Below are 26,403 nucleotides of genomic sequence, written 5' to 3'. Positions count from 1 at the left end.
GACAATCCCCCTTTTCGCATTGATTCTTTGACGTGCTCCGGGGTTAATCACCGCGCCACCGTGTATGATCCTCCCCCTCACGCGGTTATTGACTGCATAAATAGATCCTTCTGAGTTCAGAGGCTGACGTTATGTCCTGGCACCATTTTAAACAAACCTTCCTGATTAAGTTCTGGTCCCCTATTCCGGCCGTGATTGCGGCGGGCATTCTTTCCACCTACTACTTCGGCATTACCGGCACCTTCTGGGCCGTCACCGGCGAATTCACCCGCTGGGGTGGCCAGTTATTGCAACTGATGGGCATACATGCCGAAGAGTGGGGATACTTTAAGCTCATCCATCTCGAAGGCACGCCGCTGACGCGCATCGACGGCATGATGATAATCGGCATGTTCGGCGGCTGTTTTGCTGCGGCACTCTGGGCGAATAACGTGAAGCTGCGATTTCCACACAGCCGCAAACGCATTGCGCAGGCCATTGCGGGGGGCATCATTGCCGGTTTTGGCGCACGTCTGGCGATGGGCTGTAATCTGGCCGCCTTTTTCACCGGGATCCCACAATTTTCCCTCCACGCCTGGTTTTTTGCGATCGCCACCGCTATCGGCTCCTGGTTTGGCGCCCGCTTTACCTTGCTGCCCTTCTTTCGCATACCGGTGAAAATGCAGAAAGTCTCTGCGGCCTCACCGCTCACGCAAAATGCCGATCAGGCCCGTCGCCGCTTTCGCTTAGGGATGTTGATATTTGCGGGCATGCTGGGCTGGGCGCTGCTCACCGCCATGAATCAACCCAAACTGGGACTCGCTATGCTGTTTGGCGTGGGCTTCGGTTTGCTGATTGAGCGCGCACAGATTTGCTTTACTTCGGCTTTTCGTGACCTGTGGATCACCGGGCGCACGGTAATGGCGAAGGCCATCATCTTCGGTATGGCGGCCAGCGCAATTGGTATCTTTAGTTATGTTCAGCTCGGGGTGGAAGCCAAAATCATGTGGGCGGGTCCGAATGCGGTGCTGGGCGGCCTGCTGTTCGGCTTCGGCATTGTGCTGGCGGGCGGCTGCGAGACCGGTTGGATGTACCGCGCGGTTGAAGGACAGGTGCACTTCTGGTGGGTCGGTCTTGGCAACGTCATCGGGTCAACGTTACTGGCTTATTACTGGGATGGGCTGTCCCCGGTGCTCGCCACCAACTGGGATAAAATCAATCTCCTCAAATCATTCGGCCCACTCGGCGGGCTAGTGGTGACCTACGTTATGTTGGTCATCGCTCTGCTGCTGGTGATTGGCTGGGAAAAACATTTCTTTCGGCGTGCAGCGCCCGTGGCTGCTAAGGAGGCTGTATGAGTATTGTGCCTGATTATCGTCTGGATATGACCGGCGAGCCCTGCCCCTACCCGGCGGTAGCAACTCTCGAAGCCCTGCCTCAACTCAAAAAAGGGGAGATACTGGAAGTGGTAAGCGACTGTCCGCAGTCCATCAACAACATTCCGGTCGATGCGCGTAACCATGGCTATACGGTGCTGGACATCCAGCAGGATGGCCCGACCATTCGTTACCTGATTCAACGTTAACGCAAAAAAAAAGACGGCCCTGTTCAGGGCCGTCATCAAACAAACCTACACCTGCATGTTCATCACTTCCTGATACGCAGAAACCAGCTTATTGCGCACCTGGATGCCCATTTGCAGGGAAATGGATGATTTCTGTAGATCGGTCATCACGTCGTTCAACGCCACGCCCGGTTCACCGAGGGTGAATTTTTCAGCCTGCGTGCGCGCTGCGTTCTGCGTATCGCTGATTCGATCCAGCGCCGCGTGCAATTGCCCGGCGAAACTGACGGTCTGAACGCTGTCAGCATTGTCAATGCTTTGATTTTTAGCGATTCCTGCCGTAGCTTGCAGCTGGCTGACAACGCTTTCAATACCCTGAATTGCCATGGATTTTTCCCGGATGGTTTGATACCCGGACAATACTAACAGTTTGTCAATGCGATAATGCCGGTAAATAACGACAAAAAACCAGGTTATTTGAGGCATAGAAAATTCCGAATCATCAAATAATGGCACAGCCATGTTAATGGATAAATGTCGAGTTTGCCGACCCGGGAGTCTGTTTTGCTTCACTACTCAAATAACAACATCCACCCTGAGTTAAGAGGTGCACAATGAGTGCAACTTCAGCGACTGCGCCCCAGAATAAATCTCTGGAGTGGATCAACCGCTTACGTGCTAACCCCAAAATTCCATTAATGGTTGCGGGAGCTGCAGCCGTTGCCATCGTCGTTGCGATGGTGTTGTGGGCAAAAAGCCCTGATTACCGCACGCTTTACAGCAACCTGTCCGACCAGGACGGCGGTGCTATCGTTACCCAACTCACCCAGATGAACATCCCCTACCGCTTCGCTGAGAACGGTGGCGCACTTGAAGTTCCTGCCGATAAAGTGCATGAACTGCGCCTGCGCCTTGCGCAGCAGGGCTTGCCAAAAGGCGGCGCCGTTGGGTTTGAACTGCTCGATCAGGAAAAATTCGGCATTAGCCAGTTCAGCGAGCAGGTTAACTACCAGCGCGCGCTGGAAGGTGAGCTGGCCCGTACTATTGAAACGCTCGGCCCGGTTAAAGGGGCGCGCGTCCATCTTGCCATGCCAAAACCGTCGCTGTTTGTGCGTGAGCAAAAATCCCCTTCTGCCTCCGTGACCGTTAACCTGGCGCCGGGCCGCGCCATGGACGAAGGCCAAATCAGTGCCGTCGTACACCTGGTTTCCAGCGCCGTAGCGGGTCTCCCGCCGGGTAACGTGACCGTCGTCGACCAGACCGGTCGCCTGCTCACCCAGTCGAACACGGCCGGGCGCGACCTGAACGATGCCCAACTCAAATACGCAGCGGACGTTGAAGGCCGCGTTCAGCGTCGTATCGAAGCGATTCTGGGTCCGATTGTTGGCAACGGCAACATCCATGCCCAGGTGACCGCGCAGATTGATTTCGATAATAAAGAGCAGACCGAAGAGCAGTATCAGCCTAACGGCGATGCCTCTCAGGCGGTGCTGCGTTCACGTCAGACCAATGAAAGCGAGCAGATTGGTGGCCAGTATCCGGGTGGGGTTCCGGGTGCGTTGTCTAACCAGCCTGCGCCTGCAAACAGCGCGCCGATTACTACTCCGCCGGCTAACCAGAATCAACAGCAGAACGGCCAGCAGAATGCCAACGGTCAGCAGCAGACCACCTCGACCGCCAACACCGCCGGGCCGCGTAATACCACGCGTAATGAAACGGCTAACTACGAAGTCGATCGCACGATTCGTCACACCAAGATGAACGTGGGCGACATCCAGCGCCTCTCCGTTGCAGTGGTGGTGAACTACCGGACGCTGGCGGATGGTAAAACCGAAGCGCTGACGGCTGACCAGATCAAACAAATTGAAAACCTGACCCGCGAAGCCATGGGTTACTCAGAAAAACGTGGCGATACCCTCAACGTGGTGAACTCACCGTTCAACTCGACCGACGATGTGGGTGGTCAGCTGCCGTTCTGGCAACAGCAAGCGTTTATCGATCAGATGCTGGCTGCAGGTCGTTGGTTGCTGGTGCTTATCGTGGCCTGGCTGTTGTGGCGCAAAGCGGTACGTCCGCAGCTGGTGCGCCGCCAGGAAGAGGCGAAAGCGATTCAGGAAGAGCAGCGTGCCCGTGCTGAAATTGAAGAGTCGGTCGAAGTTCGCCTCAGCAAAGATGAGCAGCTTCAGCAGCGCCGCAGTAATCAGCGCATGACGGCAGAAGTCATGAGCCAGCGCATTCGTGAAATGTCTGATAACGATCCGCGCGTCGTGGCGCTGGTCATTCGCCAGTGGATGAGTACTGAACATGAGCAATAATACAGGCACCCTTAGCGGGACGGATAAAAGCGTCATCCTGTTGATGACCATTGGCGAAGACCGTGCGGCAGAGGTGTTCAAACACCTCTCCCAGCGCGAAGTGCAGCATCTCAGTACCGCCATGGCAAGCGTAAAGCAGATTTCCAACAAACAGTTGATGGATGTTTTGCAGGAGTTCGAGAACGAAGCGGAACAGTTCGCGGCGCTCAATATCAACGCCAACGACTATCTGCGCTCCGTGCTGGTCAAAGCGCTCGGCGAAGAGCGTGCCGCCAGCCTGCTGGAAGATATTCTCGAAACCCGCGACACCACCAGCGGGATCGAGACGCTTAACTTTATGGAGCCGCAGAGTGCCGCCGATGTTATTCGCGACGAGCACCCGCAGATTATCGCCACCATCCTTGTCCACCTCAAAAGGGGTCAGGCGGCCGATATTCTTGCCCTGTTTGATGAGCGTCTGCGTCACGATGTCATGCTGCGTATCGCCACCTTCGGCGGCGTACAGCCAGCCGCACTGGCAGAACTGACCGAAGTGCTGAACAACCTGCTCGACGGCCAGAACCTCAAGCGCAGCAAAATGGGCGGCGTGAGAACTGCGGCCGAAATTATCAACCTGATGAAAACCCAGCAGGAAGAAGCGGTCATTACCGCCGTGCGCGAATTCGACGGCGAGCTGGCGCAGAAAATCATCGACGAAATGTTCCTGTTCGAAAACCTGGTGGACGTGGACGACCGCAGTATCCAGCGCCTGCTGCAGGAAGTGGATTCCGAATCCCTGCTGGTTGCACTGAAAGGTGCCGAACCACCGTTGCGCGACAAGTTCCTGCGCAACATGTCGCAGCGTGCGGCAGACATCCTGCGCGACGACCTTGCCAACCGTGGCCCGGTGCGTCTGTCGCAGGTGGAAAACGAACAGAAAGCTATCCTGCTTATTGTTCGTCGTCTGGCAGAAACCGGCGAGATGGTGATTGGCAGCGGCGAGGATACCTATGTCTAACGAACTGCCGTGGAAGGTCTGGAAACCTGAAGACCTTGCCATCCCCGTCCCTGCCTTCGCTCCGGCCTTCGACGATAACGACGAGCCGGAAGAGGAAAATGTTGAGGACGAACTGTCTGCTGAGCAAAAACGCCAGCAGCAGTTAGCGCAGATCCAGATGCAGGCGCATGAGGCGGGCTACAATGCGGGCCTGGCCGAAGGTCGTCTGAAAGGCCAGGAACAGGGTTATCAGGAAGGTCTGGCGCAGGGTCAGGAAAGTGGCCTTAACCAGGCGCGTCAGCAGCAGGCGCCCCTGCACGCCCGGATGCAGCAACTGGTCAGCGAATTCCAGTACACCCTCGATGCACTGGACAGCGTCATTGCCTCTCGCCTGATGCAGATGGCCCTTGAAGCGGCCCGACAGGTGATTGGTCAGACGCCCTGCGTGGACAACACGGCACTCATTAAACAAATTCAACTGCTGCTTCAGCAGGAGCCGCTGTTTAGCGGCAAACCGCAACTGCGCGTCCACCCGGATGATTTGCAGCGCGTGGAAGAGATGCTCGGCGCGACGCTAAGCCTGCACGGCTGGCGTCTGCGCGGCGACCCGACCCTCCATCCTGGCGGCTGTAAAGTGTCTGCGGATGAAGGCGATCTTGATGCGAGCGTGGCGACACGCTGGCAAGAACTGTGCCGCCTGGCCGCACCTGGAGTGGTGTAATGACCACACGACTGAACCGTTGGCTGAACACGCTGGACACCTTTGAAACCCGGATGGCGCAACTGCCGTCCGTGCGTCGTTATGGTCGTCTCACCCGCGCAACCGGCCTGGTGCTTGAAGCCACCGGCCTGCAACTGCCGCTGGGCGCAACCTGCATCATTGAGCGCCATGACAAGGGCGAAATGAGCGAAGTCGAGAGCGAAGTCGTCGGATTCAACGGTCAGCGTCTGTTCCTGATGCCGCTTGAAGAAGTGGAAGGCATTCTGCCCGGTGCGCGCGTCTATGCGCGAAGCGCGTCGGCGGACGGTCTGCACAGCGGTAAGCAGCTGCCGCTCGGCCCCGCCTTGCTGGGCCGCGTACTGGACGGCGCGGGTAAGCCTCTTGATGGTCTCCCCTCCCCGGACACCACGGAAACCGGCGCGCTGATCACCCAGCCCGTTAACCCCCTCCAGCGTACCGCCATCGAACATGTACTGGATACCGGTGTGCGTTCGATCAACGCCTTGTTAACGGTCGGTCGCGGTCAGCGTATGGGCCTGTTCGCCGGTTCCGGCGTCGGAAAGAGCGTACTGTTGGGCATGATGGCGCGTTACACCGAAGCCGACGTGATTGTCGTCGGGCTGATTGGTGAACGTGGTCGTGAAGTGAAAGATTTTATCGAGAATATCCTCGGTGCCGATGGCCGTGCACGTTCGGTTGTCATTGCGGCCCCGGCGGATGTCTCTCCTTTATTGCGTATGCAGGGCGCTGCTTACGCCACGCGCATCGCGGAAGATTTTCGCGATCGCGGTCAGCACGTGTTGCTGATTATGGACTCCCTGACGCGTTACGCCATGGCCCAGCGTGAAATCGCGCTCGCCATCGGTGAGCCGCCAGCCACGAAAGGTTATCCCCCTTCTGTTTTCGCCAAACTGCCTGCGTTGGTTGAGCGTGCAGGCAACGGTGTGAGCGGTGGCGGTTCCGTTACCGCGTTCTACACGGTGCTGACCGAAGGTGATGACCAACAGGATCCTATTGCTGACTCAGCGCGCGCCATCCTCGACGGACACATCGTATTATCTCGCCGTCTGGCGGAAGCCGGTCACTATCCGGCCATTGATATTGAAGCGTCTATCAGTCGTGCGATGACCGCGTTGATTACGGAAAAACATTACGCACGCGTCAGAAATTTCAAACAGTTGTTGTCGAGCTTCCAACGTAACCGCGACCTGGTCAGCGTGGGAGCCTATGCCCGTGGCAGCGATCCAATGCTGGATAAAGCCATCGCCCTGTGGCCGCAACTGGAAGCGTTTTTGCAGCAAGGTATTTTCGAACGTGCGGGATGGGAAGATTCTATGCAAGCCCTTGAGCTTATCTTCCCGACGGTCTAATGCACCTGGAGAGCGACGATCATGACGCAAAATAGCGCGTTAACGACGCTAAAGGATCTGGCAGAAAAAGAAGTTGAAGATGCGGCACTGAAGCTTGGAGAGATGCGCCGCGGCTGTCAACAGGCGGAAGAGCAACTCAAGATGCTGATGGACTACCAGCATGAGTACCGCAATAACCTGAATAATGATATGAGTCAGGGGATTGACGCCCAGCGCTGGCAGAACTACCAGCAGTTTATTTTGACGCTGGAAAAAGCCATTGAACAACACCGCCAACAGCTGGCGCAGTGGTCCCAAAAAGTGGACAGCGCACTGGGCTGCTGGCGGGAGAAAAAGCAGCGCCTGCAGGCATGGCAAACATTGCAGGACAGACAGGCGGCCGCTCTGCTTCAGGCCGAAAACCGCCTTGACCAAAAGAAAATGGACGAATTTGCCCAGCGCGCTTCACAGAGGAAATTTGAATGATCACCCTGCAAAAATTGCTCGCCACGGATGTGGATGCGACCAGTGGCGGCCTGAGCGGTAAAGCCGGCGGCGACACGGCACAAGATTTTCTTGCCCTTCTGGCCGGTGCGCTCGGCGGCAACGCCACCCTGGGTGACGATGCTGATGCTGGCCTGTCACTGGCTGGCCTGCAAACCGCCGCTGGGAAATCGGCGAAGAACCTGCGTGCGCTCGCTGCAGACGCCGGCGAGACGCCGGCACAGAAACTTGCCGACCTGCTGGCGCGCCAGGCGTCCGACAAGGCAACGCTTTCCGCTGATGAAACGACGCAAGTGCAAAATCTGTTGTCCGGGCTGACCCCCACCGCCAAAAGTGATGTGCTGGCAGCGCTGACTAAAGGCAGTAAAGCCAGTGACGACAGTAAAACAGATTTAAGCGATGAAGAGCTCTCCAGCCTCAGTGCGCTGATGGCGATGCTGCCGCATCAACAAACGGCACAGCTGGCGCCAAAAGCCGCTACCGGCGCATCGTCTGTTGAGGTTACCGCGTCGACCACCCGGACCCTGGGCGCAACGCCACTGACCGGCAAATCCACGGACGCTGCGGCCCTTTCCGCGCAGGCAAAATCAGACAGCGCACTGCCGCAGCCTACGGTCGCTACCGGCGATGACAGCTTCCAGGCCGCTGCTGCCCTGGCGGTGAAAAAGGATGCGGATAACGCGAACCTGACCGTGAACACCACCGCAAGCCTTGCGCCGGTCGTCAGCCACGCATCATCGGCTCAGGCCAGCGCACCCGTTTCTGCCGCCGTGCTCAGCGCGCCCCTGGGCAGCAACGAGTGGCAGCAGACCCTGAGTCAGCACGTCACCCTGTTTACGCGTCAGGGACAGCAGAACGCACAGCTGCATCTGCACCCTGAAGAGCTGGGTCAGATTCAGATCTCCCTCAAAATTGACGACAACAATATGGCGCAGTTGCAGATGATGTCTCCGCACAGCCATGTGCGCCAGGCACTGGAAGCGGCGCTGCCCACGCTGCGTACCTCTCTGGCTGAGAGTGGTATTCAACTGGGCCAGAGCAACATCAGCAGTGAAAGTTTCGCCGGCCAGCAGCAGTCGTTCTCCGGACAGCAACAGTCATCTCGTTCAGGTAGCAGTGAGCGTTTTGTTACGGAAGATGATGAACCGCTGATAACCTCAACAAGCCTGCAATCCGCGGCTCGGGGCAACAGTGCGGTTGATATCTTTGCCTAAACGCCAGAGGTAGCATGATTATCCCCGTCTTTTCCGCGCTTTGACGTGAACAGGACACGGGATAATCAGCCTATTAGCAGTACCTAACAGGAAGCACGCATCAGATGACTGACACCGCTATAACCAAAAAACGTAAGCGTTCAATCTGGATCCCGCTGTTGGTGTTAATCACCCTTGCTGCATGTGCCACGGCGGGCTATAGCTATTGGCGTATGCAAGCGCACCCGGATACGGATGCCAAAGCGGAAGCCGAAGCGCCACCGCCGCCACCTGCACCGGTCTTTTTCGCTCTGGATACTTTTACGGTCAATCTGGGCGATGCGGATCGCGTGTTGTACATCGGTATTACGCTGCGTCTGAAAGATGACCTGACGCGGGCAAGACTGAGCGAGTATCTGCCGGAAGTCCGCAGCCGTTTACTGCTGCTCTTCTCCCGTCAGGACGCCTCGCAGCTTGCAACCGATGAAGGGAAACAAAAACTTGCAGCCTCGATCAAAGAAGCGCTCGCATCACCGTTAGTGCCCGGCCAGCCGAAGCAGGAAGTCACTGACGTTCTTTATACAGCTTTCATTTTGCGGTAAAGACATGGGCGATAGCATTCTTTCTCAGGCCGAAATCGATGCGCTGCTCAATGGAGACAGCGATAAGAGTGATGATCCAAAACCGGGTGTGGGTGGCGACAGTAATATTCGCCCCTATGATCCCAATACCCAGCGCCGCGTGGTTCGTGAACGTCTGCAGGCGCTGGAGATCATCAACGAACGTTTCGCGCGCCAGTTCCGTATGGGGCTGTTTAACCTGTTGCGTCGTAGCCCGGACATTACCGTCGGCGCCATTCGCATTCAGCCCTATCATGAATTTGCGCGTAATTTACCCGTTCCCACGAACCTGAACTTGATCCACCTGAAACCCCTGCGCGGTACGGGACTGTTTGTTTTCTCCCCGAGCCTGGTGTTTATTGCCGTGGATAACCTGTTTGGCGGCGATGGCCGTTTTCCGACCAAGGTTGAAGGCCGCGAGTTCACCCATACTGAACAGCGCGTCATTAATCGCATGCTCAAGCTGGCGCTGGAAGGCTACAGCGATGCATGGAAAGCGATTCACCCGCTGGATGTGGAGTACGTCCGTTCAGAGATGCAGGTCAAGTTCACCAATATCACCACGTCTCCGAACGACATCGTGGTGAATACGCCGTTCCATGTGGAAATCGGCAACCTGACCGGTGAATTTAATATTTGTCTGCCTTTCAGCATGATAGAACCGCTGCGCGAAGTGCTGGTCAACCCGCCACTGGAAAACTCCCGTTCTGAAGATCAGAACTGGCGCGATAACCTGGTGCGTCAGGTGCAGCACTCCGAACTGGAGCTGATTGCTAATTTCGCCGATATTTCCCTGCGCCTGTCGCAGATACTTAAGCTCAAGCCCGGCGATGTGTTGCCGATCGACAAACCCGATCGCATCATTGCGCATGTGGACGGAGTGCCGGTACTCACCAGCCAGTATGGCACGCTTAATGGTCAGTACGCCCTGCGTGTCGAGCACTTGATAAACCCGATTTTGAATTCGCTGAATGAGGAACAGCCCAAATGAGTGATATGAACAATCCGTCCGATGACAACGGCAGTGCGATGGACGATCTGTGGGCTGATGCGTTAAACGAACAAAAAACCACCACCAGCGGTGCGAAAAGCCCGGTCGATGCGGTATTCCAGCAGCTCGGCGGTGGCGATGTCAGCGGCAGTTTGCAGGATATCGATTTGATCATGGATATCCCGGTCAAACTGACGGTAGAACTGGGTCGCACTCGTATGACGATTAAAGAGTTGCTGCGTCTGACCCAGGGTTCCGTTGTTGCTCTTGATGGCCTGGCGGGTGAGCCGTTGGACATTTTGATCAACGGTTATCTTATCGCGCAGGGTGAGGTTGTGGTCGTCGCCGACAAATACGGCGTACGTATTACCGATATCATCACCCCGACCGAACGTATGCGTCGTCTGAGCCGCTAAGCCCTGATATGAAAACCCAGGCCACGGTAAGCCAACCGTCTGCCGTTCCCGGTTCGCCACTGCTTCAAGTCAGTGGCGCACTGGTACTGATTATTGCCCTGATTCTTGCCGCCGCCTGGATTGCAAAACGCACCGGCTTTGCAGGTAAGAACGCTGGCGCACGCGGACTTAAGGTGAGCGCCACCACCTCTGTTGGCCCACGTGAACGCGTGGTGATTGTCGATGTGGATGATGCGCGCCTGGTACTGGGCGTCACGCCGGGGCAAATCAATCTGTTGCATAAGTTACCCCCTGCGCCTGTCGATCCCGATAAGGTGACCGAGAAGACCCCGGATTTCCAGTCCGTGATGAAGAATTTGCTCAAGCGTTCCGGGAGATCCTGATGCGCCGTTTGTTACCTTTTGCGCTGGCCGGATTATGGCTTGCTGCACCTGCCGCATTTGCTCAGCTCCCGGGCCTGGTCAGTCAACCACTCGCGGGCGGAGGCCAGACCTGGTCTTTGCCGGTGCAGACGCTGGTCTTTATTACCTCGCTGACCTTCCTGCCTGCCATTCTGCTGATGATGACCAGTTTCACCCGCATTATCATCGTGTTTGGTTTGCTGCGAAATGCGTTAGGTACGCCGTCCGCACCGCCAAACCAGGTGCTGCTCGGACTGGCGTTGTTTCTGACCTTTTTTATTATGTCCCCGGTCATCGATAAAATTTACACCGAGGCCTATGAGCCGTTTACCGAAAGCAAGATTTCGGTCGATGTGGCGCTGGAACGCGGGGCTCAACCGCTGCGTGAATTCATGATGCGCCAGACGCGTGAAGCCGACCTGGCGCTGTTTGCCCGACTGGCGAACAGCCCACCGATTCAGGGGCCTGAAGCCGTGCCTATGCGCATACTGTTACCAGCTTACGTCACCAGTGAACTGAAAACGGCGTTCCAGATAGGGTTTACGATTTTCATTCCGTTCCTGATTATTGATCTGGTGATTGCCAGCGTGCTGATGGCGCTGGGGATGATGATGGTGCCGCCGGCAACCATTGCCCTTCCCTTCAAACTGATGCTGTTTGTGCTGGTCGACGGATGGCAGCTGCTGGTCGGTTCGCTGGCCCAAAGCTTTTACAGTTAGGAGTGAACAATGACACCTGAATCGGTGATGATGATGGGCACCGAGGCCATGAAAGTGGCCCTCGCGCTCGCTGCCCCACTCCTGCTCATTGCATTGGTTACCGGTCTTATCATCAGTATCCTGCAGGCTGCGACGCAGATTAACGAAATGACCCTGTCGTTCATCCCGAAAATCATCGCGGTTTTCGTTGCGATTATTGTCGCTGGCCCGTGGATGCTCAATCTGCTGCTGGATTATATGCGCTCGTTGTTCACCAACCTGCCCTATATCATCGGATAAGCGACGATGTTGCAGGTCTCCAGCGATCAATGGCTTGCCTGGCTGAGCATGTATTTTTGGCCCTTTATCCGCATTATGGCGCTGATCATGACCGCGCCTATTCTCAGTGAGCGTAGCATTCCAAAGCGGGTAAAAGTGGGGCTGGGACTGATGATTACCTTTATCGTCGCCCCTACGCTGCCTGCCAACGATACCACTATCTTTTCTGCAAGCGCCGTGTGGATGATATTTCAGCAGCTGCTTATCGGTATTGCGCTGGGCTTTACGATGCAGTTTGCTTTTGCCGCTATACGTACAGCGGGTGAGCTGATTGGCTTGTCTATGGGGCTGTCGTTTGCCACCTTTGTTGACCCCACAAACCACCTTAATATGCCCGTTCTGGCGCGTCTGGTGGATATGTTAGTGTTATTACTGTTTATGACCTTTAACGGTCATCTGTGGCTGATTTCGATGCTGGTGGATACCTTCCATACGCTCCCGATTGGCGGCGATCCGATTAACAGCAATGCCTTTTTGGCATTAACGCGCGCGGCAGGGATGATTTTCCTCAATGGTCTTATGCTCGCGCTGCCGGTGATTACCCTTCTTCTCACCGCTAACCTTGCGCTGGGATTACTCAATCGAATGGCACCCCAGCTGTCGGTTTTCGTCATCGGTTTTCCCATCACTTTGAGCGTCGGCATGTTGTTAATGATGCTCATGATGCCGCTGATTGCACCTTTTGCTGAGCGTTTATTTGGCGAAATATTCAATCTCTTAGCAGATATTATCAGTGAGCTGCCACGAAATAATATTCCATAAACATCGAGGGGTCTTCTTGAGGATAATCCTAAAATGAAATTCCGTTAATACCCTCCACGATATACCCAGCGCGGTTTAATTGTTTTTATCACTCTCACATAACATAAGATTTACTTTACTTTGAGATGATTCCTGGCAAATTATACGTAACTTTACGGGATAGTGGTTTCGCCTGAGGTCTACATCCTGCTCATTGTTATTACTTTTTTGTCTGGTGGTTCAGAGACCTCTGGCGAGGGTGAATTATCGTTATGCATTGAGTGAGGGTATGCCATGTCAACGATTATCATGGATATATGCAGTTATACCCGCCTGGGACTAACGGGTTATCTGGCGAGTCGGGGGGTTAAAAAGCGAGAAATCAACGACGTAACGACCGTTGAAGAACTCGAATCAGTTTGTGCAACGCTACAGCCATCGGTGGTGTTTATTAATGAGGACTGCTTCATTCATGACCCTGTAAGCAGCCAACACATTAAAGAAATCATTAATCAGCATCCTCGTACTTTATTTATCGTTTTTATGGCAATAGCAAACATCCACTTTGATGAATATCTGTTAGTCAGAAAAAACTTATTGATAAGTTCTAAATCTATTAAGCCTGAGTCGCTGGATGTTTTCCTGGCGGATTATCTCAGTAAAGAAAAGAAGAACATCGGCCTTGGCAATTTACCCACGCTATCATTAAGCCGCACTGAATCAAGTATGCTTAAAATGTGGATGTCAGGTCAGGACACGATACAAATCTCAGACCAGATGAATATTAAAGCTAAAACGGTATCATCACATAAGGGAAATATTAAAAGAAAAATTAAAACGCATAATAAGCAAGTGATCTATCACGTGGTACGCCTGACTGATAATGTAACCAGCGGTATTTTTGTGAACATGCGTTAACGTTAACGCTTCACCCTCCTGTTCAGGAGGGCGAAAAAACTATTCGACCTTTTCAACAAAAACCCCGTCCGGGTGGTCTTTCTCATTGAAGAACCAAATTCCGAGCGGGTAATCATCAAGCGAAACCAGATACATGGTTCCTTCACTGAACTCTTCTATTGCCAGCACCATACCAGGGCGGCGTGGACCACCGTCCGTTTTGACCGTGACACGATCATTAACCTTCATACACATCCTCCTGTCGCATTTGTGCCAGTGTAGAACAATTCTCATTATCTGGCAGCGTCAACGCGTTCAGCTGTCGATTTTTTCTACCGACTATACTTAACGCTGGCCTGGTCATTGAGGTAAAGGTGATGAAGACAGCCAAAGAGTTCAGCGATACCGCAAAACGTGACGTCAATGTCGATGTGGATGCCCTGCTGGCTGCAATTAATGAAGTTAGCGAGAGCCGTATCCAACGGGTAGAAGACGATGAGGGACAACGCGTCAGCGTCGATGGGCGGGAATATCACACCTGGCGTGAGCTGGCAGAAGCCTTCGAGCTTGATGTTCATGACTTCAGCATCAGTGAGATAAATCGCTGACAGAAAAAATCCCGGTCATGGAATGACCGGGATGAAGCTTGCTTTCGCAAGAAGCACTTAAAAATTCGTTACATCAGGGAATCTGATGTAGCCCGCACTGTATCTGCAAACATTTTGCATGACAAGGATATATTGGCGGGCACAATAGTTAGTTTTGAAATATTTTTCAGGCACATAATTACGCAACCCAATACTGGCGCGCCCCTTACCCGTTTCCTTGTTATCGCGTGCGTCACTTCATCGTGCTTAATTGAGATTTGTCTTAGCAATGAATGCCAGGCCAATAACAAATACAGGAGTTTTTATGCCCACACTGAATGATGCGCTGCTGGTCTTTTCTGATATCGATGGCACGCTCATGGACAGCCATACCGGTGAATGGCAGGCTGCCGCCCCATGGCTTGCACGCCTGCGCGAGCACGCTATCCCTCTAATCCTTTGCAGCAGTAAAACAGCGGCTGAGATGCTGGCTATCCAGCGAATTCTGGGGGTAGAGGGACTGCCTTTTATTGCCGAAAACGGGGCGGTGATTCAACTTGATGTTAACTGGCAGGACAGCGCCGGTTATCCGCGCATTATCCAGGGATCGTCCCACGACGAGATTTTCAGCGTGCTCGAACAGCTGCGCCAACGGGACGGCTATAAATTTACGGCTTTTAGCGAACTTGATGAACATGTACTTGCCGACGTTACCGGTCTTCCCCCTGCTCAGGCGAGCCTGGCACGCCTTCAGGAGGCTTCAGAAACGATTATCTGGCGTGACAGTGATGAACGGATGGCAGCCTTCAACACGGCGCTGGCAAGCCTTGGGTTACGTTTCGTGCAAGGGGCACGATTCTGGCACGTGCTGGATGAACGTGCCGGCAAAGATCAGGCAGTGAACTGGTTGACGCGCCAGTATCATCATCATGACAACAAAACCTTTATCACGCTTGGGCTGGGTGATGGCCCCAACGACGCGCCGCTACTGGACAATGTTGATTTTGCTATCGTGGTGAAGGGGCTTAACCGTCAGGGGATCTCACTACGTGATGACAGCCCCACGCGGGTTTTTCACACCACGCGTGAGGGTGCGGAAGGCTGGCGCGAGGGGTTGGATCATATGCTTGATTCAGGTTCCTCTTCATCCTGAGCACAAATCTGATTTCGCCCTGCTCGTTTAGCCCGATATAACCGGCTGTCTGCAACGGATTGCAGATGCTGGAAATCGTAACTGCCGGTCTCTTGAGCGCTGCTTACGCCCAGCGAGCCGCTGATGCGGATGGTCTGGTTTTTCAGTACCAGAATCTCTTTGCCACCGATGCGGGCGCGAATGCGCTCAGCAACCTGTGCCGCTTCCACCAGCGTGCGTCCGGGTAGCAGGACGCAAAACTCCTCGCCCCCGACGCGCCCGGCAATATCCGGCTCCCGTATCGAGTTACCAATCAGGCGTGCAGCATGCGACAGCACTAAATCCCCCGCCTGATGACCATATTTATCATTGATACGCTTAAAGTGATCGAGATCGATCTGGATGACCGAGAAAGGCAACTGCTGGAGATGACATTCAGCGGAGAGGGCTTTTGCTCGTTCAAAGAGGGCGCCACGATTGGGCAATCGGGTGAGTGGATCGTACCACGCCTGCCACTTTAAGGTGTGCTGGAGGCGGTACATGTTATTGACCATCCTGCGGATAACGCCCCATGCGATCAGTACCATGCAGGTGAACAACACCCATAACAGCGCTAAAGCAACGCTGATGTTCCCGAAATCCCCGTGTAACCCTTCCTGTAATGTGTGGACGCGCAGCATCACCCCATCGAAATGTCTCAGCTTTTCCCAACTGACGAAACGGGTGCCCATGCGCATCCAGCCAGCCATCTCTTGCGCGATTGCCTGATTGAGTTGGCGGCGTTCTGCTGGTGTGAAAGCCTGCGTGCGATCTTCACTGGTCACCATGGTACTGGCCAGTAATGACCACTTGCTGTCATAAAGCTGGTATTCACCATCGGTCTCAGACTGTCGCGCTTCAATCAAAATTTGACGCAGCGAGGAAATGGAGAAGCTCATCGCCAGCACGCCATACCAATTATCCTGATAATCAAGCGGCACGCTGGCGGTGACGACAGCGTCACTGTCTGCGGGTTTATGTGCCTGATCGGTAAACCAGCGCACCCCACGCTGCGGGTTATCCCGTTCGCGTTGCTGAAGGAACCACGCACGGGTCAACAACTGATAATAATCCCTGACAATATGGTCTTGCTGCTCAATCGGATGGGTTGAAATATAAAATCCGGCGCGTGAGACATACCACGACTGACGCGGACGCATAACGGCAGTGGAGGCCAGTCGAAGGAGATAGCCCAGTTCAAGCGCCGCGGTGAGTTCGTTATGCAAGAGGTCATTATCCCGGCTGAGCAGCCGGGTCTGTCCGACAAAATAGTCAGACACGCCATACAGCGGAAGAGTACGCCGATTATCCAGTGCTATTTGCCAGGCAGGCAAGGCGCGCTGATGTTCAAACTGCCCCTGCACCTTGTGCAAAACTTCAAAGGCCAGCGGCGTTTGCAGCGCCCCCTGCATGCCATTGCGGAAAAAAAGTAAACGATCAACACCCACCTGTAACTGCCTGTCCAGCACATTACTGACGTTATCCAGTGCGTTGCGTTGGTTCGCGATATAGGCATCCCGAAGAACCGCCACTTCACGCCAGGTCAGTACGGTTGAGCACACCATAACGATAATAAAGCAGAGATTAACCACCCCGCTGGGGTCGAACCATTTTTTTACCTTATCCAGCCGCAATGGGCTTTTTACGACGTTGTCCTGTCGCACGGTGACTCCCTGAATAAATGAAATAATCGATCACGGTGGCCGGACGAAATGTGAATACAAATGAAAACGCCCGGGCATGCCGGGCGCTTATATGGCTATGCCTCTTCGTAAGCATGACACCGGTTTCCGGGAACTAACTCTTCCTCCCGAAAGGCTTCACGCTTGACGCCATAACCGTCATACCAGCGACATTCCACCATGCCACTGGCATACCCGGTCACAATCATGCAGGGACCGCCGCTTTTCACTTTAACTTCATCACTGACCAAAAAGACCATTATTGCCTCCGGTATCAGGGTGAACCGTTTTCACCTTAGACGAAATTGAGGTGCTTTGCGTAACCGCGCTCCCCTTTTACGCTTTCTCTCCCCGCAACCGCGACACCGCCTTCACCAGCAGCAGCGCAACGGCACCCACAATAAGCCCCACAACAAGGTTGGCCAGCATTGGCACAACGCCTTGCACGATAGCGGAGTCACTGTCGGCAACGGTCTCGATGGCATGATGCAATGGGGGAATACCGTGCGTCACGATACCGCCACCGACCAGGAACATCGCTAACGTACCGACCACCGTGAGCACTTTCATCAACCAGGGGGCGACAATTAACAACCCTTTGCCTACGAATTGGGCAAGCGCGGAGGATTTCTCCACCAGCCAGTAGCCCATGTCATCAAGTTTAACGATGACCCCTACCAGCCCATAAACGCCGATGGTGACCAGCACGGCGATCCCTGAAAGGATTAACACCTGGTTGAGTAAGGGGGCCTCGGCAACAATACCCAGTGTAATCGCCACAATTTCTGCCGAAAGAATAAAATCGGTGCGAATAGCCCCTTTGACCTTCTCCCGCTCAAAGGTTTTGGGATCCTGAGCGGCCATGGCCTGAAGACGTTGCTGACGCACTTCCGGGCTCTCCGGGTGTTTACGGGCATGCAGCGTGTGCAGCACCTTCTCTAACCCCTCGAAACATAAAAACGCGCCCCCTATCATCAGTAATGGGGTGACTGCCCAGGGAATAAACGCACTGATCAGTAACGCCAGGGGCACCAGAATCACTTTATTGAGCAGCGACCCTTTCGCCACGCTCCAGACCACGGGCAATTCGCGGTTTGCCCGCACGCCGGTGACCTGCTGCGCATTCAGCGACAAATCATCACCCAGTACACCCGCCGTTTTTTTCGCGGCCAGTTTGCCCATGACCGAGATGTCATCCAGAAGCGTTGCGATGTCATCCAGGAGGGTTAGTAAGCTACTTCCTGCCAAAATATCCTTCCTTATTAAAAGCCGTTATTTTCGTTAAACACGCTAAGTATGATGTAAAAAAACAGAGACGAAAATCGCTTAAGCAATAGCAACAGAAATTTAACAGTTAAAGCACAATTAACTGCTCGCCAGGCTGATAGTTTTGGCGTTAACTATATGCTTCCTTTTTATTTTGCTGCGAGGGAGTATGCGTTTCAGGCACGTTTTACCGCTTTTAGGTGCGCTTTTTGCGCTTTATATCATCTGGGGTTCCACTTACTTCGTCATTCGCATTGGCGTACAGAGCTGGCCACCTTTTTTGATGGCAGGCACCCGTTTTTTGTCAGCCGGGCTTCTGTTAACCGCCTTTTTGCTGATCACCGGGCATAAACTTCCCCCTCTGCGCCCGATGCTTAACGCCGCGCTGATTGGCGTACTCCTTTTAGCGGTTGGCAATGGTTTTGTCACCGTCGCCGAACATCAGGATGTTCCCTCTGGTATCGCCGCCGTGGTGGTCGCAACGGTGCCCTTGTTTACGCTCTGCTTTAGTCATTTTTTTGGGATTAAAACCCGTAAGCTCGAATGGCTGGGCATCGCTATTGGCCTTGCCGGCATTATCCTGCTCAATAGCGGCGGCAATCTTAGCGGTAACCCCTGGGGCGCGCTGATGATTCTCATCGGTTCAATGAGCTGGGCCTTTGGCTCCGTCTACGGTTCACGCATCGAATTACCCAGCGGTATGATGGCCGGGGCCATTGAGATGCTCGCCGCCGGTCTGGTGCTCATGTTAGCTTCGCTGCTCTCCGGCGAACGCCTGACGGCAATGCCGACGACCGAGGGATTTTTGGCCGTAGGCTATCTGGCTCTGTTTGGCTCCATTATCGCCATTAATGCCTATATGTATCTCATTCGCAACGTCAGCCCGGCGGTGGCGACCAGCTACGCTTACGTTAATCCGGTGGTGGCCGTGTTACTGGGTACCGGTTTCGGCGGTGAATATCTCTCATCAACCGAGTGGGTAGCGCTGGGCATAATTATTATGGCCGTCGTGCTGGTGACCCTCGGAAAATATCTCTTCCCTGCGCGTCCTGTTGTTACGCCGTGCGACGTGAAGAAATAAGCGTCCGTTATTGAATTCCCCGGGTGTCGATCTGCGCGGTGTCTCCTCCCCCGCAGATCCACTCTTCCAGACGCTCTGACAGCGCCTGGGCTGACAGTTTTAGCCGACCGCGTAACGCACATTCCCAGACCACCATGACCCGCCACCCTTGTTCACGAAGCAGCGTAATGTCGCGCTTATCACGCTCAACATTTTTCCCAATTTTCTCAAGCCAGAAATCCGTGCGCGTCGCCGGAACCTTAAACAGATAGCAGTCATGATGATGCCAAAAACAGCCATGCGTAAAAATGACGCACTGATAGTCGTCCAGCACAAAATCGGGGCGTCCTGCCAGCTCTGCCGCCTGCACACGATAAGCCAGCCCCAGCTCGTCAAGTAACGTTGCCAGCCGCTTCTCAATGGCCGTATCACGGGTCGCAATCGCGCGCATATTTTTACTGCGTGTCGCTTTATCATGAACATCTGCCATCAGATACCCCGTCAGGGTTTAGTCAGGTTGTGGCTGATGAAACCGCGTGAGAACGCTGTCATCAATGCCATAGAAGTCGCCTCGCAGCTCAGCGGCCAGTTTCGCCATAAACTGCATCAGATATGCTGCATTATGGTGGGCCAGTTCACGCCCTTTTTCTGTCTGCATCGTGTGCGGCAGCGAAAGCAGCTTGGTGCGAAAATGGTCAAGCGCATACTGTTTATCGTTCAGAACACGTCGTTCTGCAAAGGGATCGTTGCCATCGAATAAGGGCGTACCGAGTGCGCCGGCCACTGCAAAGACGCGCGCAAGCCCTATCGCACCCAGCGCCTCAAGGCGATCGGCATCCTGCACTATTTTGGCCTCCAGCGTTTGCGGCGCAATGCCTGCGCTGAAGCTGTGCGCCTCAATGGCATGCATCACCCCGGCGTAACATTCACGTGGGAAATCAGGGAAATCGGTCTCCAGAATGTCACGCGCCTTACGTGCCGCCATCTGCGACGCCTGATGGCGTTGCGGGTGATTTTTGGGCAGGCTCACAATGTCGTGAAAGTAACAGGCTGCAAGAACGATTCGTTCATCTACGGATTCCCCTGCAAATAAATGCTGTGCCGTTTGCCATACCCGGCGAAAATGTGTCACATCGTGCGCGGCATCAGCGTGCGTATAATATTGATGTAGCCAGGCGTCAAAACGCGGCTGCCAGTGCGTTATGGTCATTATCTGTCCGTTTTATCAGCGTCTTCACCCTCTCTTTTTCTGCTAACGCTGCGGCGGGTGAAACAACCTGAGCGCGATCCTCCACGAAATTAATATTTTAATGAATAATTAACGCCAATGCATTTAAAGAATGAATTATTTAATCTTTATTCAGACGCTTGTATTTTTCCAGCCACTTGTGACATTATTAAAAAGCTCACTGCATAGAGTAGCTTCTGATTTATTCATTCTCTTCTTATCCTTTCTCTGGAACGCCCGAACTTAGCTTCGGGCTTTTTTTGCTCATGCATCATCTCCACAAATAATTAACCAAGAAATATTCATCAGAGATATTTTATATATTTATCCAAGACTGAAACCACAAACCATCACCCTCATAACTGATAAATCAATCACCATAATAATAGACACAACACCATGAATTCATTAAATAAATATCAAACCGATTTGAAACATTTTGCAATATTTAAACCCATTTGGTTACATCTTTGTCGTAAATTTAAATGAACTTCATAGAATAGTATCAACGTGTAATTTCGGATGAAGTTACGTGCATTCAAATAAATTATGATCTCAAGGGAATAGATTATGAAAAGAAAAGTACTGGCGATTTTAGTTCCTGCTTTATTAGTTGCAGGCGCAGCAAATGCAGCAGAAATTTATAATAAAAATGGCAACAAAGTTGATTTTTACGGCAAAGTCGTTGGTGAAAGAGTCTGGACCAACACCGATAACAGCAATAGCGAAAATGCTGATACGTCTTACGCCCGTATCGGTATTAAAGGTGAAACCCAGATCAATTCCGAACTCACTGGCTTCGGTCAGTGGGAATACAACATGAAGGCCAATACCCCAGAAGGCACCCAGGATGAAAGCACGCGTCTGGCGTTTGCGGGCTTGAAATTTGGTCAGTTTGGTTCCTTTGATTATGGTCGCAATTACGGTGTAGCTTATGACGTCGCGGCCTACACCGATATGCTGGTCGAATGGGGCGGTGACTCGTGGGCGGCAGCCGACAACTTTATGAACGGTCGTACCAACGGCGTTGCCACCTACCGCGTGACCGATTTCTTCGGCGAAGTTGAAGGGCTGAACCTGGCGCTGCAGTATCAGGGTAAAAATGATAGCGATCATAGCGTTACCCAGCAGAATGGCGACGGTTACGCAATGTCTGCTTCTTACGAATATGAAGGTTTTGGCGTTGCCGCAACTTACGGCAAATCGGATCGTACCGACGAGCAGTCCTTTGACCGTAAAGGCGACAATGCTGAAGTCTGGTCAATCGCCGCGAAATATGATGCGAACAATATCTATGCAGCGATGATGTACGGCGAAACCCGTAACATGACCGTTGAAGCTGACGATCAGTTCGCCAACAAAACACAAAACTTCGAAGCGGTTGTTCAGTACCAGTTTGACTTCGGCCTGCGTCCTTCACTCGGCTATGTTTACTCTAAAGGCGATGACCTGAGCCGTCGCGGTAAATTCAAAGGCGGTGATGCCTCTCGCGTCAACTACATTGAAGTGGGCACCTGGTACTACTTCAATAAAAACATGAACGTTTACGCGGCGTATCAGTTCAATCTGCTGGATGACACTCACTACGTTAAAGAAACCGGCACCAATAAAGATGACCAGTTCGCGCTGGGTATCGTTTACCAGTTCTAAAAAGGGTTCTTCTGATTCAAGCCCGCAAACTGCGGGCTTTTTTATGGCTTTATCTGCCCCACCCCCACGCAACGTCCATCCTTACGCAATCGTCTTGCTGCGCTTTCTGACACCACCGGTGCTTTGATCCCGTATTAACAAACAGAGACTGGCTACAAAATGAGAAAAGTGATTCACTACAAGGCGGATAAAAGCGTAGATTGCGTTACGTTTATGAGATGTGTGCACATGACAGATTTATCCATGATGTGTAACATTCGGGACGTGAAAACGAGGGATTTCCGAAAAGAAATCAACAAGAAGTGGCGGAGAGAGGGGGATTTGAACCCCCGGTAGAGTTGCCCCTACTCTAGTTTTCGAGACTAGTCCGTTCAGCCGCTCCGGCATCTCTCCGTTTAGATGGTTGCCATCATGCCAGGTTATTTGGCATTTTAACAGACCCTGTCCCACGAAATGGGTTCAAGTGGCGAGTTTGCGAGCGAAGCGATGATAAAGTGGCCCTGGAAAACAAAAGATATCTCCCATGACGCTGAATTCCCATGGGAAGCTGCGCTAAATATTCCTGTTTTAGCGAGCCTTTCATCAGAAGAACAAGCAAAGCTGGTACAGCTGGCTGACCGATTTTTGCAACAAAAACGGCTGGTGGCTTTGCAAGGATTTGAACTCGACGCCCTGAAAAGTGCGCGCATCGGGTTAATTTTTTGCCTTCCTGTTCTGCAACTGGGTCTTGAGTGGCTGGACGGTTTTCACGAAGTCCTGATTTATCCTGCTCCCTTTGTCGTGGATGATGAATGGGAAGACGATATCGGTCTCGTCCATAGTCAACGGATGGTGCAATCAGGTCAGAGCTGGCAGCAAGGCCCGGTGGTGCTCAACTGGCTCGATATTCAGGATTCCTTCGATGCCTCAGGATTCAACCTGATCATCCATGAGGTTGCGCATAAGCTTGACGCCCGCAATGGCGATCGCGCCAACGGTATTCCTTTCATTGCTCTGCGCGATGTTGCGGGATGGGAACACGATCTGCATGCGGCGATGGACAACATTCAGGACGAAATCGATCTGGTAGGTGAAAGCGCCGCGAGTATAGATGCCTATGCAGCGACCGATCCCGCAGAGTGTTTCGCCGTGCTGTCAGAGTACTTTTTTAGCGCACCCGAGCTCTTTGCCCCTCGCTTCCCGCTGCTCTGGCAACGGTTTTGCGTGTTCTATGGGCAGGATCCGCTTACACGCCTGCGCGATCGCCCTTTCTCGTCCGACGATCGGGTAAACCATGTACACTAAAAATACAGCTTGAGGATTAATTAATCAGTTGAATCAGCAAGTTAAATTTAGCGTTGACACACATGAACGTGGCAAGTAATATGCGCCCCGTTCACACGATTCCTCTGTAGTTCAGTCGGTAGAACGGCGGACTGTTAATCCGTATGTCACTGGTTCGAGTCCAGTCAGAGGAGCCAAATTTAAGAAGCCCGCTTAAGGAAACTTAAGCGGGCTTTTTGTTCTCTCTGCGTTCATCCTCTGCCAGCCGCATCAGTTCCTGCTTCAACCAGTCCGTTGCTTCACGTTTACCGCTTCGCTTATGCGAATAAATCTTCACCTCAAATCCCGGCACGTCGAAGGGCAATGGAAAAATGTTAATCGGTGCGGCCAATGCGAATTTTTCAGCCGCATAGCGTGGAATAGCCATCAGTAAATCGCTTTCAGCTACCATAAACGGTGCGCTGAGCATGGAGGGCGTTTTTACCGCGATCCGCCGTATCAGTCCCATGCTTTCCAACTGGACGTCAAGCACCCCCTGCTTCTCATTCCACGGCGTCACCACCAGATGTCGTGCAGTGAGGTAATCATCCAGCGTCAACTGCCTGCGGGTCGCCTTGCTGATGACAACATACTCATCCTGGAACCAACTGATTTCATCAAGCTCTGGTTGTTCAATATCACCGGGTGCACTGAATCCCAGCGCCAGGTCAATCTCCCCCGCCAGTAATTCTGTCAACGCCGGACTATGGGGCAGATATCGTAGCTCAAAACTGAGGCCGGGCGCGGCCGCCTGTAATCTGTTCATCAAGGCCGGAAAGATACAAAACGCCGTGAAATCGGTAATAGCAATTTGCAGGCAATCCGTACTGGTTAAGGGAACAAAGACCGGCTGAGGCGTCAGTTCCTGGTTCAAAAACCGAAGCGCTGAGGCAATAGAGGGCGCAAGCGAGTTGGCATACACGCTGGGACACATCGTGTGGCCTTCACGATAGAAAAGCGGGTCATTAAGCGTGACACGTAAACGTGAAAGCGCGTGACTTAAGGCTGAGGTACTCATCGCCAGCTCTTCGGCTGCCTGGCGGACAGAACGGTGACGGTAAACCGCATCGAATACAGGCAGCAGGTTCAAATCAAGACGACGCAATACAGAATGCATAATATTCATCAACCAGTGATTTCATTGCACTTAATTCTTTTTACAATAACGCTTATGCTGTTCGTCATCAATTTTGAACTCACGAAAAAGAAGCGGGAAAAACAATGAGTACGACGATTCGTCAGGCCCGACCAACTGATGCCAACGCGATTTACGACATGATTTACGAGCTTGCCGTATATGAAAAAGCCCCTGAAGAGGTGGTGACCACAGCGGATGAAATCCGCGCCACGCTGTTTGGTGAAGGCAGCAAAACGGAAGCGCTAATCTGTGAAATTGACGGAAAAATTGCAGGCTATGCCGTGTTCTTCACCAGTTATTCCACCTGGCTTGGGCGTAACGGCATCTATATGGAAGATCTGTATATTTCGCCAGATTTCCGCTGTCAGGGCGCAGGGAAAGCCTTGCTGAAGCATATTGCACAATGTGCGGTGCAACGGAAATGTGGTCGTCTTGAATGGAGCGTACTCGACTGGAATCAGCCGGCCATCGATTTTTATCTCAGCATCGGCGCACTGCCGCAGAGCGAATGGGTGCGCTATCGTCTTGATGGCGAAGCATTGCTGAAATTTGCTGAATAACGCTTATTTACGCAACCTCCCCGCCCTACCCTCTGTGCGGGGAGTTGCCGATCAAATCTGGTAATCAATCGCCTCTTCATCGGCTTCCATCACCTGCCGTTTAATGTCTTCTACCGACAGACCTGCATTACAGAGTTCAATAAACCGCCACACATAGTTACGTTGTAACTGACCGCGTTTCAGACCCAGCCAGACGGTATTGGCATCAAACAGATGGCGTGTATCCAGGCGAACCAGCTTGCCCTCTTCGTTCTCCCCGCTCGACTGTTCCGCCACCAGCCCTACGCCAAGCCCCAGCTCGACATAGGTTTTGATCACGTCAGAATCCTGGGCACTGAGTACGACATCCGGCAGCAGACCTTTGCGACCAAACGCCTCGTCTATGCGTGAACGTCCGGTGATCCCCTGACGATAGGTGATCAGCGGCCAGCGGCCGATCTCTTCCAGCGTTAATGGAGAGCATTGTGCTAACGGATGGTCCTGGGGCACCAGCAAACTATGGTGCCAACGGAACCATGGGAACGCTGCCAGAGCGCTGTCATTACTCAAACGTTCACTGGCGATACCGATATCCGCCCCGCCATTGTGTAGTAGCGCCTCGATCTCCTGCGGCGTCCCCTGAATCAGCTCAAGGCGTACCTCGGGAAAGAGCGCCCGGAAGGACTTGATAACCGACGGCAAACTGTAGCGCGCCTGGGTATGGGTCGTGGCGATTGTCAGGACACCGGAGGTATCGTTAGTGAAGAGATCGGCCAAACGCCGCACGTTACTGGCTTCATTCAGAATACGTTCTGCAATGACCAGCAGCGCTTTACCGGGTTCGGTCATCCCCAGCAGTCGTTTACCGCGGCGGATGAAAATCTCAATCCCCAGCTCCTCTTCAAGCTCACGGATATGGCGACTCACACCGGATTGCGATGTATAAAGCATATTGGCGACTTCGGTAAGATTGTAATCCCGGCGCGCCGCTTCCCGGATAATTTTCAGTTGCTGGAAATTCACCCTTCCCTCCAGAGCCTACAGACATGACGTTATTGTTAAAGTCTGAGGCCTGG

At 53.2% G+C, this 26,403-nt stretch carries 31 protein-coding genes and 2 tRNA genes; 23 read left to right on the top strand and 10 right to left on the bottom strand.

All coding sequences use genetic code 11. The annotated features are described in order from the left end of the window. Positions 1-131: 131 nt before the first annotated feature. Complete coding sequence (gene yedE, locus ACUY4Q_RS09475; RefSeq protein WP_458046774.1) at positions 132-1,337, top strand: selenium metabolism membrane protein YedE/FdhT; 1,206 nt, start codon at positions 132-134, stop codon at positions 1,335-1,337. Then, entirely contained in the window at positions 1,334-1,564 is a 231-nt protein-coding gene (gene yedF, locus ACUY4Q_RS09470; protein ID WP_458046773.1) for a sulfurtransferase-like selenium metabolism protein YedF, read from the top strand. The genes yedE and yedF overlap by 4 nt, the downstream gene beginning before the upstream one ends. A 45-nt stretch (positions 1,565-1,609) precedes the next feature. Here yedF and fliE read toward each other — a convergent pair whose 3' ends face one another. Then, the gene (fliE, locus tag ACUY4Q_RS09465; RefSeq protein WP_458047304.1) at positions 1,610-1,930 is read right to left on the bottom strand and encodes a flagellar hook-basal body complex protein FliE; all 321 of its coding nucleotides are present in this window, start codon (positions 1,928-1,930) and stop codon (positions 1,610-1,612) included. Positions 1,931-2,157: 227 nt separating this feature from the next. Here fliE and fliF point away from each other — a divergent pair, with 227 nt between their 5' ends. The 14 genes from fliF (at position 2,158) to rcsA (ending at position 13,725) form a co-directional block, all read left to right on the top strand. Next, complete coding sequence (gene fliF, locus ACUY4Q_RS09460) at positions 2,158-3,858, top strand: flagellar basal-body MS-ring/collar protein FliF (RefSeq protein ID WP_458046772.1); 1,701 nt, start codon at positions 2,158-2,160, stop codon at positions 3,856-3,858. Further along, positions 3,848-4,855, top strand: coding sequence for a flagellar motor switch protein FliG (fliG, locus tag ACUY4Q_RS09455; RefSeq protein ID WP_458046771.1), 1,008 nt, complete (start codon positions 3,848-3,850; stop codon positions 4,853-4,855). Before fliF ends, fliG begins: the two co-directional genes overlap by 11 nt. Next, entirely contained in the window at positions 4,848-5,555 is a 708-nt protein-coding gene (gene fliH / locus ACUY4Q_RS09450; RefSeq protein WP_458046770.1) for a flagellar assembly protein FliH, read from the top strand. Before fliG ends, fliH begins: the two co-directional genes overlap by 8 nt. Next, positions 5,555-6,925, top strand: a complete 1,371-nt coding sequence (gene fliI, locus ACUY4Q_RS09445) for a flagellar protein export ATPase FliI (RefSeq protein ID WP_458046769.1) — start codon at positions 5,555-5,557, stop codon at positions 6,923-6,925. Before fliH ends, fliI begins: the two co-directional genes overlap by 1 nt. 21 nt (positions 6,926-6,946) lie before the next feature. Then, the gene (fliJ, locus tag ACUY4Q_RS09440; protein WP_458046768.1) at positions 6,947-7,390 is read left to right on the top strand and encodes a flagellar export protein FliJ; all 444 of its coding nucleotides are present in this window, start codon (positions 6,947-6,949) and stop codon (positions 7,388-7,390) included. Next, a complete protein-coding gene (gene fliK / locus ACUY4Q_RS09435; protein WP_458046767.1) occupies positions 7,387-8,622 on the top strand; it encodes a flagellar hook length control protein FliK in 1,236 nt (411 codons plus the stop codon). Before fliJ ends, fliK begins: the two co-directional genes overlap by 4 nt. Before the next feature lie 104 nt (positions 8,623-8,726). Then, the gene (gene fliL, locus ACUY4Q_RS09430; protein WP_458046766.1) at positions 8,727-9,203 is read left to right on the top strand and encodes a flagellar basal body-associated protein FliL; all 477 of its coding nucleotides are present in this window, start codon (positions 8,727-8,729) and stop codon (positions 9,201-9,203) included. Positions 9,204-9,207: 4 nt separating this feature from the next. Continuing rightward, entirely contained in the window at positions 9,208-10,212 is a 1,005-nt protein-coding gene (fliM, locus tag ACUY4Q_RS09425) for a flagellar motor switch protein FliM (protein ID WP_458046765.1), read from the top strand. Continuing rightward, the gene (gene fliN, locus ACUY4Q_RS09420) at positions 10,209-10,628 is read left to right on the top strand and encodes a flagellar motor switch protein FliN (protein WP_458046764.1); all 420 of its coding nucleotides are present in this window, start codon (positions 10,209-10,211) and stop codon (positions 10,626-10,628) included. Before fliM ends, fliN begins: the two co-directional genes overlap by 4 nt. 8 nt (positions 10,629-10,636) lie before the next feature. Continuing rightward, positions 10,637-11,011, top strand: a complete 375-nt coding sequence (fliO, locus tag ACUY4Q_RS09415; RefSeq protein ID WP_458046763.1) for a flagellar biosynthetic protein FliO — start codon at positions 10,637-10,639, stop codon at positions 11,009-11,011. Continuing rightward, complete coding sequence (gene fliP / locus ACUY4Q_RS09410; protein ID WP_458046762.1) at positions 11,011-11,748, top strand: flagellar type III secretion system pore protein FliP; 738 nt, start codon at positions 11,011-11,013, stop codon at positions 11,746-11,748. Before fliO ends, fliP begins: the two co-directional genes overlap by 1 nt. Before the next feature lie 9 nt (positions 11,749-11,757). Further along, positions 11,758-12,027 (top strand): flagellar biosynthesis protein FliQ, encoded by a 270-nt coding sequence (gene fliQ / locus ACUY4Q_RS09405; RefSeq protein ID WP_437432724.1) that lies wholly within the window; start codon positions 11,758-11,760, stop codon positions 12,025-12,027. A 6-nt stretch (positions 12,028-12,033) separates the two neighbouring features. Next, entirely contained in the window at positions 12,034-12,828 is a 795-nt protein-coding gene (gene fliR / locus ACUY4Q_RS09400) for a flagellar biosynthetic protein FliR (RefSeq protein ID WP_458046761.1), read from the top strand. A 273-nt stretch (positions 12,829-13,101) separates the two neighbouring features. After that, positions 13,102-13,725, top strand: a complete 624-nt coding sequence (gene rcsA, locus ACUY4Q_RS09395; RefSeq protein WP_458046760.1) for a transcriptional regulator RcsA — start codon at positions 13,102-13,104, stop codon at positions 13,723-13,725. A 39-nt stretch (positions 13,726-13,764) separates the two neighbouring features. Here the strand turns inward: rcsA and dsrB are convergent, their stop codons facing one another. After that, the gene (gene dsrB, locus ACUY4Q_RS09390; RefSeq protein WP_458046759.1) at positions 13,765-13,953 is read right to left on the bottom strand and encodes a protein DsrB; all 189 of its coding nucleotides are present in this window, start codon (positions 13,951-13,953) and stop codon (positions 13,765-13,767) included. 128 nt (positions 13,954-14,081) lie between these two features. On the opposite strand from dsrB, the gene yodD reads away from it, so the two are divergent. Then, positions 14,082-14,312 (top strand): YodD family peroxide/acid resistance protein, encoded by a 231-nt coding sequence (yodD, locus tag ACUY4Q_RS09385; RefSeq protein WP_458046758.1) that lies wholly within the window; start codon positions 14,082-14,084, stop codon positions 14,310-14,312. Positions 14,313-14,616: 304 nt separating this feature from the next. After that, positions 14,617-15,444: a mannosyl-3-phosphoglycerate phosphatase-related protein gene (locus tag ACUY4Q_RS09380; RefSeq protein WP_458046757.1), complete on the top strand. Its 828-nt coding sequence runs from the start codon at positions 14,617-14,619 to the stop codon at positions 15,442-15,444. Here ACUY4Q_RS09380 and dgcQ read toward each other — a convergent pair. The 3 genes from dgcQ to ACUY4Q_RS09365 all read right to left on the bottom strand — a co-directional run bounded on the left by dgcQ (position 15,411) and on the right by ACUY4Q_RS09365 (position 18,392). Further along, positions 15,411-17,126, bottom strand: a complete 1,716-nt coding sequence (dgcQ, locus tag ACUY4Q_RS09375; RefSeq protein WP_458046756.1) for a cellulose biosynthesis regulator diguanylate cyclase DgcQ — start codon at positions 17,124-17,126, stop codon at positions 15,411-15,413. The genes ACUY4Q_RS09380 and dgcQ overlap by 34 nt on opposite strands. 95 nt (positions 17,127-17,221) lie before the next feature. Further along, positions 17,222-17,404: a YodC family protein gene (locus ACUY4Q_RS09370; protein ID WP_458046755.1), complete on the bottom strand. Its 183-nt coding sequence runs from the start codon at positions 17,402-17,404 to the stop codon at positions 17,222-17,224. 76 nt (positions 17,405-17,480) lie between these two features. Further along, a complete protein-coding gene (locus ACUY4Q_RS09365) occupies positions 17,481-18,392 on the bottom strand; it encodes a DUF808 family protein (RefSeq protein WP_458046754.1) in 912 nt (303 codons plus the stop codon). Positions 18,393-18,579: 187 nt separating this feature from the next. Between ACUY4Q_RS09365 and yedA the strand changes: the two genes are divergently transcribed. Beyond that, positions 18,580-19,491: a drug/metabolite exporter YedA gene (gene yedA, locus ACUY4Q_RS09360; protein ID WP_458046753.1), complete on the top strand. Its 912-nt coding sequence runs from the start codon at positions 18,580-18,582 to the stop codon at positions 19,489-19,491. 7 nt (positions 19,492-19,498) lie between these two features. On the opposite strand, the gene ACUY4Q_RS09355 is transcribed toward yedA, so the two are convergent. After that, on the bottom strand, positions 19,499-19,960 hold the full coding sequence (locus ACUY4Q_RS09355) for a very short patch repair endonuclease (protein ID WP_458046752.1): 462 nt from the start codon (positions 19,958-19,960) through the stop codon (positions 19,499-19,501). An 18-nt stretch (positions 19,961-19,978) separates the two neighbouring features. Next, complete coding sequence (locus ACUY4Q_RS09350; RefSeq protein ID WP_458046751.1) at positions 19,979-20,680, bottom strand: phosphohydrolase; 702 nt, start codon at positions 20,678-20,680, stop codon at positions 19,979-19,981. Between the two features lie 588 nt (positions 20,681-21,268). On the opposite strand from ACUY4Q_RS09350, the gene ACUY4Q_RS09345 reads away from it, so the two are divergent. After that, entirely contained in the window at positions 21,269-22,348 is a 1,080-nt protein-coding gene (locus ACUY4Q_RS09345; RefSeq protein ID WP_458046750.1) for a porin, read from the top strand. 303 nt (positions 22,349-22,651) lie between these two features. Here ACUY4Q_RS09345 and ACUY4Q_RS09340 read toward each other — a convergent pair. Further along, positions 22,652-22,741: transfer RNA gene (locus tag ACUY4Q_RS09340), tRNA-Ser, on the bottom strand. Between the two features lie 93 nt (positions 22,742-22,834). Here ACUY4Q_RS09340 and mtfA point away from each other — a divergent pair. Beyond that, complete coding sequence (mtfA, locus tag ACUY4Q_RS09335) at positions 22,835-23,632, top strand: DgsA anti-repressor MtfA (protein WP_458046749.1); 798 nt, start codon at positions 22,835-22,837, stop codon at positions 23,630-23,632. A gap of 100 nt (positions 23,633-23,732) precedes the next feature. Next, positions 23,733-23,808: transfer RNA gene (locus ACUY4Q_RS09330), tRNA-Asn, on the top strand. A 26-nt stretch (positions 23,809-23,834) separates the two neighbouring features. Here ACUY4Q_RS09330 and ACUY4Q_RS09325 read toward each other — a convergent pair. Beyond that, a complete protein-coding gene (locus tag ACUY4Q_RS09325) occupies positions 23,835-24,779 on the bottom strand; it encodes a LysR family transcriptional regulator (protein ID WP_458046748.1) in 945 nt (314 codons plus the stop codon). A 92-nt stretch (positions 24,780-24,871) separates the two neighbouring features. On the opposite strand from ACUY4Q_RS09325, the gene ACUY4Q_RS09320 reads away from it, so the two are divergent. Continuing rightward, positions 24,872-25,348, top strand: a complete 477-nt coding sequence (locus ACUY4Q_RS09320) for a GNAT family N-acetyltransferase (protein ID WP_458046747.1) — start codon at positions 24,872-24,874, stop codon at positions 25,346-25,348. Positions 25,349-25,399: 51 nt separating this feature from the next. On the opposite strand, the gene cbl is transcribed toward ACUY4Q_RS09320, so the two are convergent. Then, the gene (gene cbl / locus ACUY4Q_RS09315) at positions 25,400-26,350 is read right to left on the bottom strand and encodes an HTH-type transcriptional regulator Cbl (RefSeq protein ID WP_458046746.1); all 951 of its coding nucleotides are present in this window, start codon (positions 26,348-26,350) and stop codon (positions 25,400-25,402) included. Between the last annotated feature and the right edge of the window lie 53 nt (positions 26,351-26,403).

It is taken from the genome of Phytobacter cepae, from assembly GCF_054165735.1.
Note: the sequence above shows the minus strand (reverse complement) of the source record. Positions and strands in the feature narration are given on the sequence as shown.

Bases quoted from the DNA above. Each gene is read 5' to 3' on its own strand.
- yedA (WP_458046753.1), top strand. From the start codon at position 18,580: ATGCGTTTCAGGCACGTTTTACCGCTTTTAGGTGCGCTTTTTGCGCTT.
- fliH (WP_458046770.1), top strand. From the start codon at position 4,848: ATGTCTAACGAACTGCCGTGGAAGGTCTGGAAACCTGAAGACCTTGCC.
- ACUY4Q_RS09320 (WP_458046747.1), top strand. From the start codon at position 24,872: ATGAGTACGACGATTCGTCAGGCCCGACCAACTGATGCCAACGCGATT.
- fliG (WP_458046771.1), top strand. From the start codon at position 3,848: ATGAGCAATAATACAGGCACCCTTAGCGGGACGGATAAAAGCGTCATC.
- fliR (WP_458046761.1), top strand. From the start codon at position 12,034: ATGTTGCAGGTCTCCAGCGATCAATGGCTTGCCTGGCTGAGCATGTAT.
- yodD (WP_458046758.1), top strand. From the start codon at position 14,082: ATGAAGACAGCCAAAGAGTTCAGCGATACCGCAAAACGTGACGTCAAT.
- yedF (WP_458046773.1), top strand. From the start codon at position 1,334: ATGAGTATTGTGCCTGATTATCGTCTGGATATGACCGGCGAGCCCTGC.
- mtfA (WP_458046749.1), top strand. From the start codon at position 22,835: ATGATAAAGTGGCCCTGGAAAACAAAAGATATCTCCCATGACGCTGAA.
- fliI (WP_458046769.1), top strand. From the start codon at position 5,555: ATGACCACACGACTGAACCGTTGGCTGAACACGCTGGACACCTTTGAA.
- fliE (WP_458047304.1), bottom strand. From the start codon at position 1,930: ATGGCAATTCAGGGTATTGAAAGCGTTGTCAGCCAGCTGCAAGCTACG.
- fliQ (WP_437432724.1), top strand. From the start codon at position 11,758: ATGACACCTGAATCGGTGATGATGATGGGCACCGAGGCCATGAAAGTG.
- fliP (WP_458046762.1), top strand. From the start codon at position 11,011: ATGCGCCGTTTGTTACCTTTTGCGCTGGCCGGATTATGGCTTGCTGCA.
- yedE (WP_458046774.1), top strand. From the start codon at position 132: ATGTCCTGGCACCATTTTAAACAAACCTTCCTGATTAAGTTCTGGTCC.
- fliF (WP_458046772.1), top strand. From the start codon at position 2,158: ATGAGTGCAACTTCAGCGACTGCGCCCCAGAATAAATCTCTGGAGTGG.
- ACUY4Q_RS09345 (WP_458046750.1), top strand. From the start codon at position 21,269: ATGAAAAGAAAAGTACTGGCGATTTTAGTTCCTGCTTTATTAGTTGCA.
- ACUY4Q_RS09355 (WP_458046752.1), bottom strand. From the start codon at position 19,960: ATGGCAGATGTTCATGATAAAGCGACACGCAGTAAAAATATGCGCGCG.
- fliK (WP_458046767.1), top strand. From the start codon at position 7,387: ATGATCACCCTGCAAAAATTGCTCGCCACGGATGTGGATGCGACCAGT.
- fliJ (WP_458046768.1), top strand. From the start codon at position 6,947: ATGACGCAAAATAGCGCGTTAACGACGCTAAAGGATCTGGCAGAAAAA.
- fliO (WP_458046763.1), top strand. From the start codon at position 10,637: ATGAAAACCCAGGCCACGGTAAGCCAACCGTCTGCCGTTCCCGGTTCG.
- ACUY4Q_RS09350 (WP_458046751.1), bottom strand. From the start codon at position 20,680: ATGACCATAACGCACTGGCAGCCGCGTTTTGACGCCTGGCTACATCAA.
- rcsA (WP_458046760.1), top strand. From the start codon at position 13,102: ATGTCAACGATTATCATGGATATATGCAGTTATACCCGCCTGGGACTA.
- ACUY4Q_RS09380 (WP_458046757.1), top strand. From the start codon at position 14,617: ATGCCCACACTGAATGATGCGCTGCTGGTCTTTTCTGATATCGATGGC.
- ACUY4Q_RS09370 (WP_458046755.1), bottom strand. From the start codon at position 17,404: ATGGTCTTTTTGGTCAGTGATGAAGTTAAAGTGAAAAGCGGCGGTCCC.
- fliN (WP_458046764.1), top strand. From the start codon at position 10,209: ATGAGTGATATGAACAATCCGTCCGATGACAACGGCAGTGCGATGGAC.
- dsrB (WP_458046759.1), bottom strand. From the start codon at position 13,953: ATGAAGGTTAATGATCGTGTCACGGTCAAAACGGACGGTGGTCCACGC.
- fliM (WP_458046765.1), top strand. From the start codon at position 9,208: ATGGGCGATAGCATTCTTTCTCAGGCCGAAATCGATGCGCTGCTCAAT.
- fliL (WP_458046766.1), top strand. From the start codon at position 8,727: ATGACTGACACCGCTATAACCAAAAAACGTAAGCGTTCAATCTGGATC.